Below are 1,078 nucleotides of genomic sequence, written 5' to 3'. Positions count from 1 at the left end.
GACCACACCCGACGAGCGGTCCGACTGGGACGCCCTCACCCGGGGCGACGACCCGTCCTGACGTGCGGTCCGACTCGTCCGTCGGGTGCCGGACGGCGTTCCGATGGTCGGATAGGGTTGGGCGCAGAACCGAGCACGGAGGGCACCCACTGATGGCTGACGACACCCTGGCGCACCGCGCACAGAACGCCACGACGACCGAGGCGATGCACCTGCCGCCGACGGCCGCACCGACCAACCACGGCAAGACGCTCGCCGCGTGGTTCACCACGTACGGCGTGGTCATCGCGTTCGTCGTCGCTGCCCTCGGCGTGCTGTTCGCGCAGGTGTGGCTGTTCTGGGTCGGCATGGCCCTGGTCGCCCTCGTGCTGATCGGCGGCAAGGCCCTGCAGGCCTCCGGCCACGGCCAGGGCGGCGCCAAGACGCGTGCCCGGCAGGCACGCACCGGCGGGCACTGACCCGCCCGTTCCACCGCCACCCGGGAAGCGGATGGCGCACGCGACCCAGGAGGACCGATGTCCACCCCCAACGAGCCGCAGAACCCGTACGGCAGCGGAGAGCCGCAGCCGCCGCAGGACCCCACCGGGGTGCCGCAGTACCCGGCAGCGCCCCCGCCGCCGCAGCCGCAGTACCCCGCGGCGCCGTACCCGGAGGCCGGCGGAACTCCTCAGTACCCCGCGGCCACGCCGTACGGGTCGGCTCCCGGCTACCAGCAGCCCGCTCCGGGGTACGGCGGCGCCTACGTGTACCCGAAGAACAGCCTCGCCGTCTGGTCGCTGGTCCTCGGCATCGCGTCGTTCGTGCTGTCGTGCGGGCTCTTCACCGGGATCCCCGCGGTGATCGTCGGCAACAACGCCAAGAAGGCCGTCGCTCGCGGCGAGGCGAACAACGGTGGCATGGCCACGGCGGGCGTCATCCTGGGCTGGATCGCGATCGTGCTCTCGGTGCTCGGGATCATCGTGTTCGCCGTGCTGTTCTCGAACGCGGACTTCCGCGACGCGTTCACCGACGGCTACAACTACTCCGACTACTGACGTGACGACCGTCGACGACGGTCCGCAGCCTCAGCCGACCGACC

Annotated in this window: 2 protein-coding genes; both read left to right on the top strand. The window is 71.6% G+C overall.

Annotation, left to right across the window (positions count from 1 at the left end):
- Positions 1 to 152 precede the first annotated feature (152 nt).
- On the top strand, positions 153 to 458 hold the full coding sequence (locus tag AC1DUQ_RS21920; protein WP_477062874.1) for an HGxxPAAW family protein: 306 nt from the start codon (positions 153 to 155) through the stop codon (positions 456 to 458).
- Positions 459 to 515: 57 nt separating this feature from the next.
- On the top strand, positions 516 to 1,034 hold the full coding sequence (locus AC1DUQ_RS21915) for a DUF4190 domain-containing protein (protein ID WP_477062875.1): 519 nt from the start codon (positions 516 to 518) through the stop codon (positions 1,032 to 1,034).
- Positions 1,035 to 1,078: the final 44 nt, after the last annotated feature.

This window comes from Cellulomonas sp. P4_B5_2, assembly GCF_056402235.1.
The sequence above is the reverse complement of the archived record's forward strand: the minus strand, read 5'-3'. Positions and strand labels throughout refer to the sequence as shown.

Excerpts from the sequence above, each read along its gene's own strand:
- AC1DUQ_RS21920 (WP_477062874.1), top strand. The coding sequence starts at position 153 with ATGGCTGACGACACCCTGGCGCACCGCGCACAGAACGCCACGACGACC.
- AC1DUQ_RS21915 (WP_477062875.1), top strand. The coding sequence starts at position 516 with ATGTCCACCCCCAACGAGCCGCAGAACCCGTACGGCAGCGGAGAGCCG.